Source organism: Agrobacterium sp. ST15.13.015 (assembly GCF_027871645.1).
Taxonomy (GTDB): Bacteria; Pseudomonadota; Alphaproteobacteria; order Rhizobiales; family Rhizobiaceae; genus Agrobacterium; species Agrobacterium leguminum.
Genome location: NZ_JAQAHF010000003.1, coordinates 345,822 through 358,108, shown reverse-complemented (window position 1 = coordinate 358,108; position 12,287 = coordinate 345,822). Strand labels below are relative to the sequence as shown.

Sequence of the window (12,287 nt, the reverse complement as noted above, 5' to 3'; positions counted from 1 at the left end):
GGCGGACAAGCGGGAAGGTTAGTCTTCTATTTTTCTCGCTTCCGAAATCAGCATGATCGGCACGCCGTCGCGGATCGGATAAGCAAGCCTCGCGCTCTCGGAGATGAGTTCATTGCGGGCGCGGTCATAGGCAAGACGCCCTTTCGTCAAAGGGCAGACCAGAAGCTCCAGCAGCTTGGGATCGACATTGCTCATCCTGTCGTCCATGGCGGCGGTCCTATTGCAGCACGTTGCCGCCCTCGCCCGATCCCTGGGCAAGAACGATCTCGGTAATGGCGATCAATGTTTCGGCCCGCGTCTTCAGGTCCGGCGCTTCCAGCAGCGCCTGTTTTTCAGCCGGTCCAAAGGGAGACATCATGGAAAGCGAATTGACGAGAACGCGATTGCCCGCCCTTTCCACGCTTTCCCAATCCGCTTCCAGCTGGTTGGCATCCAGAAACGAGCGGAACACCCGGAGCAGATTTTCGCGGTCCACCGCATCCTCGTCATATTCGCCGGAAAGATCGGCGATGAAGGGCGCATGCCGGAAGCTGCGATAGGGTTTGCCCGCCTCCACCTCTTCCAGCAGACGGAAGCGGCACACGCCGGTGAGCGAAATGATATAACGGCCATCGCCGGTTTCGGAAAAGGACGTGATGCGGCCGAGGCAGCCGACCGCGCTCAGCGGACCGCCCTCAAGCCCCGCCTCGATGACATGCAGGGCGGGCTGCACCATGCCGATGATACGATGGCCGGCCAACGCCCAGTCGATCATGGCGAGATATCGAGGCTCGAAAATATTGAGTGGAAGATGGCCTTCCGGTAGAAGCAGCGCGCCCGGCAATGGAAAGACCGGCACGGTTTCCGGCAGATCGTCGTTCTTCACATATCTCGCATTTCCGACATGCATGGGAATCAAGCCCCCTGTTCAATGCTGCTCGGCCGGCGGATCAACCGCCACGGCCGGGATATGCCCGCATTACGAAAACAGTATCGCCGAAAGCTTCCTGCGGCCGGCAACGGTTGCCGGATCCTTGAAGCCCCAGGCCTCGAAAAACTCCAGAAGCTGGCGGCGCGCGCCGTCATCGTCGAAGGTCCGGTCCTTGCGCATGATGTAAAGCAGATGGTCCGCGGCCTCATCGCGCCGGCCTTGAGCATTCAGCACCTTGGCAAGCTTCACCCGCGCCTCGTGACGATCGGGATCGAGCGCCAGCTCGCGCTCCAGCGCCACGGGGTCGCCGATTTTACGGGCTTCCTCATATTGCGCGATCTTTTTCGAAACGAGCTGAATACCCGCATCCTCATTGAGTTCCGCGGGCAGCGAAGAGAGCAGTTCGCTTGCCCGCTCATATTGACCGGCGGCGATCATGCATTCCGCGATACCGGCAATCGCTGCCGGATTTTCCGGGTCGGCCTGCATGACGGCGCCGAAAAGCTGCGCCGCGCCGTTGAAATCGCCATCCGCCAGAAGCTGCTTCGCTTCCGTCAGAACAGCCTCGATCTCGGCCTTGGGATCGCCCGCGTCAGGCCCGGCGATCTTCTCGATGAACTGCTTGATCTGGCTTTCCGGCACGGCGCCCATGAAGCCATCCACCGGCCGGCCGTCGGCAAAGGCGACGATTGCCGGAATGGACTGGATGCCGAGCTGGCCGGGGATCGACGGGTGGTCGTCAATATTCAGCTTCACGAGCTTCACGCGGCCATTCGCCTCGTTGATGACCTTCTCGAGCACTGGCGTCAGCTGCTTACACGGACCACACCAGGGCGCCCAGAAATCCACCAGAACCGGCTGGCGACGCGATTCCTCAAGAACGTCCCTGGAGAAACCCGCCGTCGTGGTGTCCTTGATGTGGCCGGAGGCCGCACCGTTCAGCTCGCCATTATGATGGGCGCTTGCGGTCATCTGCCCGCTATAGGAACCGCCGTAAGGATTATTTTCGCCGCTCATGCCGGTCTCCCGTAACCTCTGTCATATGTCTTATTTGAAGCAAAGATCGTATCTCACTCGGTGACTTTCAAGACAAGCGGCGCATGTCCGGTTGCCTCGAGAAAGCGAATGAGATCCGTGGACGCGATCGTTGTCGTCTGGTCGTTGGAAAGCGGATGGCCATTGACCAGCTCGTTTTCCAGAAGCCCGCTGTCGAGCACGAAGGTGACCTGCCTGTCGGTGTCGTTGATGGCTCCGAACACCGTCACCGAGCCCGGCACGACGCCCAGATATTCAAGCATCTTTTCCGGTCTGCCAAAGGACACGCGGCTTGCCGCACCGATGGTCTTGTGAACGCTTTTCAGATCGACGACCGCATTTTCCTCAACGGTCAGAACGAAATACTGATCCTTCTTGTCCTTTACAAAGAGGTTCTTTGTATGGCCGCCGGGAATGAGATCGCGCAGCGACTGGGATTCGGCGACGGTAAACACCGGTTCATGTTGCTTCGTGGTGTGGGAAATGCCGAGTCCGTCGAGAAACTCGAACAGCTCCGATGCCGTCTTTCGAGAATTTTCCGCCATATCCTGCCACCTGCCTCTGCCGATTCCACTATCCTTGTTTCCTGATTAAGCGGGCAACCGACGCTTGGCAACGCAGGAAAAAACAGCGGGATGAAAAATTCTCAATCATTTCCGCCGCTTGTCGCATTTATCAAAGAAATTTTCGCGTTTTTGTCATTTCCCTGTTGCATTCCAAAATCGATTGAGCGATATAGCGCCCGTCGCCGCTTGGCGGCCCACGGTTCAGCGAACTACCCCGGACCGGTGGATTTGAGCGGGTGTAGCTCAGGGGTAGAGCACAACCTTGCCAAGGTTGGGGTCGAGGGTTCAAATCCCTTCGCCCGCTCCAAATTTCCCTAAAGATAGAATCATCATAAAATTATCGCCGTTTGCGCGTGTCGCATCGTTCCGTGTCGTGCGGCTTGAAACTCGGCCTGCGCAGCCCCTTTGTCGGCAAGGCGCGACGGAAATTATTCCGCAAGCGGAACTTATGCCGAAGATGTCCGTTTCAGACCCGAGGCTCCTAACCTCAGTTCCCCTCTGATTGCCCGCGATGAGCGGGCATTTTTTTGCCGATGTCCCTGGAACAGCTTATGTGCGCAGCACGTTCTCCTGCGTTGTTCAACGCGGGGAAGAGCCATGTCCGCACATCCTGGAAGAATTCTCTTGATTGCCGCAGTCGCCACCTTGTCGATACCCGGCATATCGCCTGCCGCCGATATGACGGTTTATCGTGAGGAACGGGTTTCACCGCACAAAGCACATTATCGACCGCAGCGGATCGAAAATACCTATTCCAATTCCGCGGAAATGCGCTGCACCGAAAATATCGTGTCCTATCGCTCCCCTTACGAACGGCACACGGAACAGGTCACGCTCTGCCATCCGCCACTAAACTGGCGAACAGGGCCATCAACCGCAACAATATGGTCGCCTTGATCTTGCCATAATTCATTCAATGTGCTTTTGTGCAGCCGCCCTTGTGGGAGGGGGTAAAGGTTGAGGCCCGCTGGCTGCGTTTTGGCAGTAAGCGGGTTTCCCTTTTTTTGGGCATAACTTACCGGCAGGCACCATCGGATCCATTGTTTCTCCGGCTCGGAAAATCAATGAAACATGGGCGCATAATCGTTCGGTTTGGATTTTTCGCATGAAGGAAAGTGGTAGCGGGAGAGGGACTTGAACCCCCGACACGCGGATTATGATTCCGCTGCTCTAACCACCTGAGCTACCCCGCCACAGGGGAAACGTGACAGTCATGTGACCGGCCGTTCCATCAGGATGAGCGGCTTATAAGGTGCCGCTCCCCAAAGTGTCAAGCGCAAGATGCGCAAAAAATTCGCTTTCCGCATCGCTGCAAAAAGCGAATGGTTTCAGGCGGCAACCGGCTTTTCCAGAAGCGCCTTCAGCGACGCCTCGGCTTCCGCCGAGCGTTCCGACCGTTCGATGAAACCGCCGCCGTAAACGCGGGCATCGGCCCCCGGTGCGGAATAAAGCACGCAGGCCTGACCGGGAGCGACACCGGCCTCCCCGGTCATCAGGTCCACATAGATACCGTTTTCGTCCGCATGCAGCATCGCTTCCGTCGGCGGGCGGGTGGAGCGCACCTTGGCGAAACAGGCAAAGCCCTGCCCTGCATCGTTCGCCAGCTCGCCGTCACCCAGCCAGTTCATGTCACGCAGATAGACCCGGCGGGTTTCCAGCGCTTCGCGCGGGCCAACGATGACCCGGCGGCCGCGTGCATCGAGATGCACGACATAAAGCGGCTCCCCCGTCGCGACACCAATGCCGCGGCGCTGGCCGATCGTATAATGCACGATACCATCGTGGCGGCCGAGCACGCGCCCGTCGAGATGGACGATATCGCCCGCCAATGCCGCATTCGGCTTCAGCTTGTTGATAATATCGGTATATTTGCCCTGCGGCACGAAACAGATGTCCTGGCTATCGGCCTTCTTGGCAACGACCAGCCCCATATCTTCCGCCAGAGCGCGCGTCTCGGCCTTGGAGAGGCCGCCGAGTGGAAAGCGCAGATAATCGATCTGTTCCTGCGTGGTTGCAAACAGGAACCAGCTCTGGTCACGGTCGCTGTCGATCGGCCGATAAAGCGCACGCCGCCCCGGCTGACCGGAAACGGGATTGGGACGCGAACGAATATAATGGCCGGTCGCCAGCGCATCGGCGCCCAGTTCCTGCGCCGTGGCGAGCAGATCGGCGAATTTTACCGTCTGGTTGCAGGCCACGCAGGGGATCGGCGTTTCACCCATCGCATAGGCTTCGGCAAAGGGGTTGATGACGGTTTCGCGGAACCGCGCTTCGTAATCCAGCACATAATGGGGAATGCCGAGCGTTTCGCAGACCCGGCGCGCATCGTCTATATCCTGCCCCGCGCAACAGGAGCCGGCGCGGTGCACGGCAGCTCCGTGGTCATAAAGCTGGAGGGTAATGCCGAGGACATCATAGCCCTCGCGCTTGAGGATACCGGCCACCACCGAAGAATCGACGCCACCGGACATGGCGACAACGATCCGGGTATCTTCCGGCCTCTTGTCAAAATCGAGCGTATTCACGTTTTTTCCCATCGTCAGTCATAACGGGGGTAAAGGCCCCGCCGCCTGTCGGTCATCCGCCGCGAGAAACCTGGCCGTCAATCGGGCTGTCCTGTCTCGTCATCCTGCGGATTTAAGGGCTGCATATAGAAAGGAATGGCCGCGCACGCAAGTACGGGGCGGAAAACCGCCCCGCAAAGCCGTCAGATTCGGGCTGGGACCGGCCCTCAGGCGCCGGCCGTCTTCTGGCCGCTGCTGCCGAACCACTTGTCGCGCTCCCGCCACAGGGCTGGCAGGGCCAGCAATCCGATAGCCGTGAAGGCGATCAGGGTCTTGTTGAGCTGCGACAATTCCGCTGTGCGGCCATCGAGATAATAGACACCATAGACGATGGCCACGTGCCAGACATAGACCTGAAGCGAATGGCGGCCGAGCAATTGCAGGAACTTCAGCGACAGCACCCAGATGACGCCCTCGGCGATGGAGCGCACGAGCGGACGATGATGCTTCGGACCTGCGATCACCAGCCAGGTCAGGCCGACGCCGACGGCGAGGAAGTTGATGAGATAGACCGGACCGAAATCGGCGCGGATTTCCATGGTGGAGAATTTGCCCATCATGAATTCCGGCATCAGGCCCCAGGCTGTGGCGATGCGTAGCGGCATGAAGAACAGGCAGATGAGGAGCGCCGCTTTCGGCAGCCACGTGTGCTCAGGCGAGAAGATCGCCTTCCACGGAATGCGGTTCTGCGCCGTCATCGCGCCCATCACCAGCGCCGAATAGAATACGAGCTGCCAGCCGAGCAGGTTAAAGCTGACGCGAATGCCCTGCTCGTCCGCACCCTTCACGAGTTCGTTGAGCGGGGTCGTCACGATCTGCTGCAGGCCGAGCTGACCGGCCATCCAGACCAGCAGGGAGCCGGCCATGACATAGGCCCACTTGCCATCAAGGCAGAGCTTCACCAGCACCGGTGCAAAGATCATATAGACGATATATTGCGGCAGAATATCCATGAAGGTCGGCTGGAACAGGAATGTTGCAATCGCCGCCAGTCGCAACGGATCATCGAACGACGTCATGCCGAGCCAGTTGTACCAGATATAGGGTGCATGCGGGATGACCATGCGGAAGAACAGCACGGCGATGACGAGACCCATCGCGTAACGATAAAGCTCCAGCGCCCGGTTCCAGATCATCTGCTTGCCGGCGTCATAGCCGTATTTCATCATCTTGCGCGCATAGACCATGCCGATCAGCAGGCCGGACAGGAACACGAAGCCCTGCGCGTCCTCGACAAAGGCAAACTGCCGGTGATTGATTTCCACCAGCCAGAAACCGCCGGCAAACACCAGATGGTTGATCAGCATGAAGACGAGGAAGTAACCACGCATCCCGTCGATCAGGTCAAAGCGTTTCATCTCGATAGCTCTCCGTTCTCGCAGGGCCTGCATTGCCCAGCCACCCAGCCCGGCTTGGGAGGGGCCGGGGATTGGATTGTCAACGCTGTTTTGCGCCTGAGGTTCCCTTTCCAAAGCGGTTTAGAACCGGCACGAAAAGTCACATTGACGTGTATGCATTCTGGTTAGGATGCAGGGACTGAATGCCGGATGAATAAAAAAAGGCAATTCCGTGGAGCGAATGAGCCATGCGCGGGCAACATGCCGCGACAGGCAGCGCTCAAAGCGTTGCATAGCAGGGCGAAACGGAATTCACCGCCGATGAGCGGTGGAGATATCACCCGTTAGATTTATCAGTCGTTTTTTTGACCGCATCTTTCCGCCCCTTTTGCGGAGCGAGCCTCGGCGTGACCATGCCCTCTGGAAGCGAGACGAACAAAGGCCCGGCGGTCGCCAAACCGCCGGGCCTCTATCTGTTAAACACATTCCGATTCGTCAGGCAGCGGCCTGAATAGCGGCCACCTGCCAGTTGTCGTTTCCGGGGCGACGAACGAAGGTCCACATTTCCACCGCTTCAGAAGGCTGGTGCTCGTCACCTTCGATTACCTTGCCGGAGGTGCGGTCGCGCATCACGTCGATGGCGGAGTAGCGCATCGCCACCGTTGCATAGTCCTGGCCCTCTTCGTGCCATGCTTCGGCAACATCGCCCTGTAGCAGCGTCACATCGCGTACGTCGTTTTTCACGCCGCTCGTGGCGTTGTCGCTCAGTTCTTCTGCGAGGTAAGACATGGCTTCCGGCGTCGTCAGCTTGCGCAAGGTGCCGTAATCCTCGGCGGCATAGGCGGCCTGTACGTCTTCCAGCATTTTCTGGAAAGTTTCGAGATCGCCCTGGGTAATGCCGATTTCATCGCCTTCCGACATGGCATTAGCATGAGGCACAGGCTTTGCCGTTGCGGCAGTGGCGGCCACACCGCCCGCAGCGCCGGCCAGCGCGCCGATCTTCGGAATCTTGAAAGAGGAAGCGGCAGAACCCGCCTGCGAACCGCCATTATAGGAGGAACCGGAATGATCCGTGCGCTGCGACCCACCGGCCGAGCCATAAGCGGGCTGGCCCTGACGGCGCGAGGCGAAGAAACGCATGGCGAGCATAACCAGAAGACCGATCAGCGCCACCTGCAGCAACATGCCGAAGAAACCGGCCATGCCGCCAAAACCGCCACCCAGCAGCATGCCGAACAGACCGCCCATCAGCAGGCCGCCCATCAAACCACCCATCATGCCGCCGAACAGGCCGCGATTCTGCTGCGGCGCCTGCGCGCCCGGACGGGCCGGCTGAGCAGCACTCGGCGCTGCCTGATTGGTGTTGGGCGTCATGCTGCGGTTGATCGGCGCGGTCTGGCCGTGGGCCGTGCTGGTCGAAGGCGGAGCGGAATAGGTCCGCGTGCCGCGGCTGCCGAAACCGCCGCTGGCGCGACGCGCTTCTGCCATATCAACCGCCACGAAAGACACCGCGATACCAAGCGCGGCGACTGCGAACAAACCCTTGAAGCGCCTAAAGGCAGCAAACATCGTTATCTCCTGTTGGCCGCCCTCCCATGAGCGGCATGTCAGCAGGCGATATAGCAACTCATGATCATCATTTTTAGACCACTCGGCTTAAATTTTTTGTGATATGCAACCAATGCGATAGTCGTCCGTGTTTTGCGACGAAACAGACAATGGAAAAACGAAAAACCCGGCACAGGGTTTCCCCTGCGCCGGGCCTTATTGTCCCCTTGGGAGGAACGATAAGATCAGTCGACGTTAAACGTCAGCGGCTTGACCTGGCGGATCGCCGGGTTGGCGCGCAGCTTGTCCAGCACGGCTTCGGAAACCGGGCCGTCGACATAAAGCAGCGCGATGGCGTCGCCGCCTTCCTTTTCACGGCCGAGCTGGAAGTTGGCGATGTTGACGCCAGCCTCGCCGAGCGTGGTGCCCATGAAGCCGATCATGCCGGGAACGTCGGTGTTGGTGATGTAGATCATATGCGACCCAACATCGGCATCCATGTTGATGTTCTTGATCTGGATGAAGCGCGGCTTGCCATCCGAGAACACCGTGCCGGCAACCGAGCGGATCTGATTTTCCGTCTTGACCGTCAGCTTGATGTAGCCGTCGTAAACGCCGGTCTTGTCGCGCTTGACCTCGGAGAGGATGATGCCCTTTTCCTTGATCATGACCGGGGCCGAAACCATGTTCACATCCGCAACCTGGCTGCGGATCAGGCCGGCCAGCAGGGCGCTGGTCAATGCCTTGGTGTTCATGCTGGCGGTTGCACCGTCATAAAGGATTTCGATTTCCTTGGTGGCGCTTTCCTGCACCTGACCGACGAAAGAGCCGAGAACATCCGCCAGACGGATGAACGGCTTCAGGCGGGGTGCTTCCTCAGCCGTGATCGACGGCATGTTGATGGCGTTGGAAACCGCACCCTTGACGAGGTAATCCGACATCTGCTCGGCAACCTGAAGGGCAACGTTTTCCTGTGCTTCCGTGGTCGAAGCACCAAGATGCGGCGTGCAGACGACATTCGGCAGGCCGAAAAGCGGGCTCTCGGTGGCGGGCTCGACTTCGAACACGTCAAAACCGGCGCCGGCGACATGGCCGGACTTGATGGCATCGGCAAGGGCCGCTTCATCCACCAGACCGCCACGGGCGCAGTTGACGATACGCACGCCCTTCTTGGTCTTGGCAAGGTTCTCTGCATTGAGGATGCCGCGCGTCTTGTCGGTCATCGGCACATGCAGGGTGATGAAATCGGCCTGGGCCAGAAGCTCGTCCAGCTCAACCTTGGTGACGCCCATTTCCTGCGCGCGTTCCGGCGACAGGAAGGGGTCATAAGCGAGAACATGCATCTTGAGGCCGAGTGCACGCGAGCAGACGATGGAGCCGATATTGCCGGCGCCGATGACGCCGAGCGTCTTGCCGGTAATTTCGACACCCATGAATTTCGACTTTTCCCACTTGCCGGCCTGCGTGGAGCTGTCAGCGGCCGGAAGCTGGCGCGCAACTGCGAACATCAGCGCAATCGCGTGTTCTGCCGTTGTGATGGAGTTGCCGAAAGGCGTGTTCATGACGATGATACCGCGGCGCGAGGCGGCCGGGATGTCAACATTGTCAACGCCGATGCCGGCGCGGCCGATAACCTTGAGGTTGGTCGCAGCCTCGATCAGCTTTTCGGTTGCCTTGGTGGCGGAGCGGATGGCGAGACCATCGTAGTTGCCGATGATTTCGGCAAGCTTGTCCTTGTCCTTGCCGAGCTTCGGCTGGAAATCGACTTCGACGCCACGATCGCGGAAGATCTGGACGGCGGTTTCCGACAGTTCGTCGGATACGAGTACGCGAGGTGCCATGGTTCACGGGCTCCTTGAAAAGCGGTGCAGTTTTGAAAGCGGGGAATGTGCGGCCCTGCACCAGCGCAGGGCCGGTATAAAAATCAGGCGGCAGCCTTGGAAAGTGCTGCCTTCTGCGTCTGGTAGGCCCAGGCGAGCCAGGGCATGACGGCTTCCATATCCGCCGTCTCGATGGTGGCGCCGGCCCAGATGCGCAGGCCGGACGGGGCGTCACGGTAAGCGCCGATATCGAGGGCGACATTTTCCTTTTCGAGCAGGGCGACGACGCCCTTGGCGAAATCGGCCTGTGCGGCGGCATCCAGCGCCTGTACCTCGGGATCGACGATCTTCATGCAGACGGAGGTGTTGGAGCGGGTTTCCGGCTCGACGGCCAGGTTGGCGATCCAGTCGTTCTTCTCGATGAAGTCGTAAATGACCTTGGCATTGGCATCGGCACGGCCGATCAGCGCCTTGAGGCCGCCGAGATTCTTCGCCCACAGCAGCGCGTCGATGTAATCTTCAACGCAGAGCATGGACGGCGTGTTGATGGTTTCGCCGGTGAAGATGCCTTCGATCAGCTTGCCGCCGGAAACCATGCGGAAGATTTTCGGCAGAGGCCATGCCGGCGCGTAGCTCAAGAGACGCTCGACAGCCCGGGGCGAAAGAATGATGACGCCATGGCCGCCCTCACCGCCCAGAACCTTCTGCCAGGAGAAGGTGACGACGTCGAGTTTCGTAAAATCCATGTCCTGTGCGAAGGCCGCCGAAGTGGCGTCGCAGATGGTCAGACCCTTGCGGTCAGCCGGGATGAAATCGGCATTGGGAACGCGAACGCCGGAGGTGGTGCCGTTCCAGGTGAAAACCACATCGCGGTCGAAATCGACTTCGGCAAGGTTCGGCAGCAGGCCATAATCGGCCTCGAATTTGCGGACGTCCTTCAGCTTCAGCTGCTTGACGACGTCGGTGACCCAGCCTGCGCCGAAGCTTTCCCAGGCGAGCATATCGACGCCGCGTTCGCCGAGCAGCGACCAGAGCGCCATTTCAACGGCACCGGTGTCGGATGCGGGAACGATACCGATACGATAATCAGCAGGAACGTTCAAAACTTCACGGGTGAGATCGATGGCCTGCTTCAGCTTGGCTTTGCCAACCTTGGCGCGATGCGAGCGACCGAGCGGCGCATCGGAGAGAGCATCTAGCGACCAACCGGGACGCTTCGAGCAGGGACCAGAGGAAAAATGCGTATTGCCCGGACGGACGTCCGGCTTCACGATATCTGTCATTTAACTACCCTTTCAGATAGGCGCCTCTCGTTAGGGAGAGGTGTCCTGACGCCGTTGCTATTCCTCTCGCCGATCCCAGTCAAGCGGAATATGTCGCTACGCAGAAGAATTTTGGTCCATATGCGTCATGCCCCGCGTCAGATGCCGGTAAAACAAAACCGCCCGCACCCGGAGGATGCGGACGGTCTGAAACTACCAGCTGGGCGTGACGTTTATTTATAAACGGCAGGCTGCAGAGGAATATCGGCGGGCGGCATGTATTGTGCGGTATCGCAGCCGTTGAAGACATAACGGCCGCCGACGCGCACTTCATGCGAATAAAGGCCCTTGTCACGGCCCGGACCGCCGCCATTCTCATAAGCGAACATATCGCCCTTGTTGATGTGGCGGAAACGATAGCCGATATCGGCCTTCAGATTACACGTGACGTCGATGGATGCGCCGGCCATCAGAGCATAGGCGAAGCGCCATTTGCCCTTGCCGCCATGCTCCGTGGTCGGGTCGCAGTAGCCGGATCCGTCCGTTGCACAGGACGTGTTACGCAGCTTGTCCCATTTCACATAGGATGCGCCGATACCGCCACCCACGTAAGGCGTGACACGGCCATAAGTGCCAAGATCGACATAGGCATTTGCCATCAGCGTGTAAGCCCTCAGCGCACTCAGGTCTGTCGAGACGCAATCAGCACCGTTGCCGCAATAGCCACGAGTAGAGCCACGGAAATCCGACTTGCCCATGTAGTCAAAGGTTAGGTCACTACGGAAATAGTTGTTGAACTGATAACCGACGCCGGCGCCGATGATGTAGCTGTCCTTGATCTTCGCAGTTTCGAAATCCGCGAGATAGCCGCCGGGGCCGCCCTGATAATAGTGAGCACCGCGTAGCTTGTTGAAGGAATAACCGACATCGCCGCGCAGATACCAGCCGCTCGCCTGGGTAACAGTAACCTCGGGTGCATCGACATAGGCCGGTGCGGGCTCGGCTTGATAAAGATCGGCAGCGATAGCGCTGGTACCGGTCAGCAGGACGGCCAGAAATCCGGCCAGGGCGTTTTTCATGACTTCCACTCCAGAAGAGGCACGTGCGGTTTCGGCAGCAGATGCCAGTGAACTGTTCAGTCATGGAGATTGACGTAAAATGGTTAAGTCCCGATTAACCACGATCATTCACTATATTTATTAGGAAATACTCAAAGAAAAAGCCGGCTGCAGAGCCGGCTTTTTG

General features: G+C 59.0%; 10 protein-coding genes and 2 tRNA genes. 1 reads left to right on the top strand and 11 read right to left on the bottom strand.

The features are described from left to right. Positions 1-18: 18 nt before the first annotated feature. From PIB16_RS06885 to PIB16_RS06870, 4 genes are all read right to left on the bottom strand, one after another. Complete coding sequence (locus PIB16_RS06885) at positions 19-207, bottom strand: Trm112 family protein (RefSeq protein WP_003523265.1); 189 nt, start codon at positions 205-207, stop codon at positions 19-21. Between the two features lie 10 nt (positions 208-217). Next, positions 218-889, bottom strand: coding sequence for an LON peptidase substrate-binding domain-containing protein (locus PIB16_RS06880; protein WP_003523264.1), 672 nt, complete (start codon positions 887-889; stop codon positions 218-220). A gap of 69 nt (positions 890-958) precedes the next feature. After that, positions 959-1,927 (bottom strand): thioredoxin, encoded by a 969-nt coding sequence (gene trxA / locus PIB16_RS06875; RefSeq protein ID WP_003523262.1) that lies wholly within the window; start codon positions 1,925-1,927, stop codon positions 959-961. A 53-nt stretch (positions 1,928-1,980) separates the two neighbouring features. Further along, positions 1,981-2,490, bottom strand: a complete 510-nt coding sequence (locus tag PIB16_RS06870; RefSeq protein ID WP_080857459.1) for a prolyl-tRNA synthetase associated domain-containing protein — start codon at positions 2,488-2,490, stop codon at positions 1,981-1,983. A gap of 253 nt (positions 2,491-2,743) precedes the next feature. Here PIB16_RS06870 and PIB16_RS06865 point away from each other — a divergent pair. Next, positions 2,744-2,818 (top strand) — tRNA-Gly (locus tag PIB16_RS06865). An 809-nt stretch (positions 2,819-3,627) separates the two neighbouring features. On the opposite strand, the gene PIB16_RS06860 is transcribed toward PIB16_RS06865, so the two are convergent. From PIB16_RS06860 to PIB16_RS06830, 7 genes are all read right to left on the bottom strand, one after another. Beyond that, a tRNA-Met gene (locus tag PIB16_RS06860) sits at positions 3,628-3,704 on the bottom strand. Positions 3,705-3,839: 135 nt separating this feature from the next. Further along, entirely contained in the window at positions 3,840-5,036 is a 1,197-nt protein-coding gene (gene mnmA, locus PIB16_RS06855; protein ID WP_080854270.1) for a tRNA 2-thiouridine(34) synthase MnmA, read from the bottom strand. 206 nt (positions 5,037-5,242) lie between these two features. Then, positions 5,243-6,433: an OpgC family protein gene (locus PIB16_RS06850; protein ID WP_271045258.1), complete on the bottom strand. Its 1,191-nt coding sequence runs from the start codon at positions 6,431-6,433 to the stop codon at positions 5,243-5,245. Between the two features lie 474 nt (positions 6,434-6,907). Then, complete coding sequence (locus PIB16_RS06845) at positions 6,908-7,981, bottom strand: Tim44 domain-containing protein (protein ID WP_271045257.1); 1,074 nt, start codon at positions 7,979-7,981, stop codon at positions 6,908-6,910. 224 nt (positions 7,982-8,205) lie between these two features. Beyond that, positions 8,206-9,801 carry a phosphoglycerate dehydrogenase gene (serA, locus tag PIB16_RS06840; protein ID WP_003523252.1) on the bottom strand — a complete coding sequence of 532 codons (1,596 nt, stop codon included), beginning with the start codon at positions 9,799-9,801 and terminating at the stop codon, positions 8,206-8,208. An 83-nt stretch (positions 9,802-9,884) separates the two neighbouring features. Then, positions 9,885-11,063, bottom strand: a complete 1,179-nt coding sequence (locus tag PIB16_RS06835) for a phosphoserine transaminase (RefSeq protein ID WP_271045256.1) — start codon at positions 11,061-11,063, stop codon at positions 9,885-9,887. 212 nt (positions 11,064-11,275) lie between these two features. Then, positions 11,276-12,121: an outer membrane protein gene (locus PIB16_RS06830; protein WP_080795081.1), complete on the bottom strand. Its 846-nt coding sequence runs from the start codon at positions 12,119-12,121 to the stop codon at positions 11,276-11,278. Between the last annotated feature and the right edge of the window lie 166 nt (positions 12,122-12,287).

What these genes read in the sequence shown, in the direction of transcription:
- PIB16_RS06885 (WP_003523265.1), bottom strand. Translation starts at nt 207, where the DNA reads ATGGACGACAGGATGAGCAATGTCGATCCCAAGCTGCTGGAGCTTCTG.
- PIB16_RS06880 (WP_003523264.1), bottom strand. Translation starts at nt 889, where the DNA reads ATGCATGTCGGAAATGCGAGATATGTGAAGAACGACGATCTGCCGGAA.
- trxA (WP_003523262.1), bottom strand. Translation starts at nt 1,927, where the DNA reads ATGAGCGGCGAAAATAATCCTTACGGCGGTTCCTATAGCGGGCAGATG.
- PIB16_RS06870 (WP_080857459.1), bottom strand. Translation starts at nt 2,490, where the DNA reads ATGGCGGAAAATTCTCGAAAGACGGCATCGGAGCTGTTCGAGTTTCTC.
- PIB16_RS06850 (WP_271045258.1), bottom strand. Translation starts at nt 6,433, where the DNA reads ATGAAACGCTTTGACCTGATCGACGGGATGCGTGGTTACTTCCTCGTC.
- PIB16_RS06845 (WP_271045257.1), bottom strand. Translation starts at nt 7,981, where the DNA reads ATGTTTGCTGCCTTTAGGCGCTTCAAGGGTTTGTTCGCAGTCGCCGCG.
- serA (WP_003523252.1), bottom strand. Translation starts at nt 9,801, where the DNA reads ATGGCACCTCGCGTACTCGTATCCGACGAACTGTCGGAAACCGCCGTC.
- PIB16_RS06835 (WP_271045256.1), bottom strand. Translation starts at nt 11,063, where the DNA reads ATGACAGATATCGTGAAGCCGGACGTCCGTCCGGGCAATACGCATTTT.
- PIB16_RS06830 (WP_080795081.1), bottom strand. Translation starts at nt 12,121, where the DNA reads ATGAAAAACGCCCTGGCCGGATTTCTGGCCGTCCTGCTGACCGGTACC.